The organism is Shewanella sp. SM87, assembly GCF_025653705.1.
In the GTDB taxonomy this organism is placed as follows: domain Bacteria; phylum Pseudomonadota; class Gammaproteobacteria; order Enterobacterales; family Shewanellaceae; genus Shewanella; species Shewanella oncorhynchi.
Window position 1 is genome coordinate 1 of the sequence record NZ_JAKKSC010000099.1, and the last position, 580, is coordinate 580.

The window sequence follows — 580 nt, forward strand, 5'->3', positions numbered from 1 at the left end:
GGCGAGCGGCGGACGGGTGAGTAATGCCTAGGGATCTGCCCAGTCGAGGGGGATAACAGTTGGAAACGACTGCTAATACCGCATACGCCCTACGGGGGAAAGGAGGGGACCTTCGGGCCTTCCGCGATTGGATGAACCTAGGTGGGATTAGCTAGTTGGTGAGGTAATGGCTCACCAAGGCGACGATCCCTAGCTGTTCTGAGAGGATGATCAGCCACACTGGGACTGAGACACGGCCCAGACTCCTACGGGAGGCAGCAGTGGGGAATATTGCACAATGGGGGAAACCCTGATGCAGCCATGCCGCGTGTGTGAAGAAGGCCTTCGGGTTGTAAAGCACTTTCAGTAGGGAGGAAAGGGTGTAGYTTAATACGYTATATCTGTGACGTTACCTACAGAAGAAGGACCGGCTAACTCCGTGCCAGCAGCCGCGGTAATACGGAGGGTCCGAGCGTTAATCGGAATTACTGGGCGTAAAGCGTGCGCAGGCGGTTTGTTAAGCGAGATGTGAAAGCCCTGGGCTCAACCTAGGAATAGCATTTCGAACTGGCGAACTAGAGTCTTGTAGAGGGGGGTAGAA

The 580-nt window shown here is 55.2% G+C and carries 1 rRNA gene; it reads left to right on the forward strand.

Annotated features, from left to right (window positions below):
• Nucleotides 1–580 (forward strand): 16S ribosomal RNA (locus L5M11_RS23845); the annotation flags it as partial.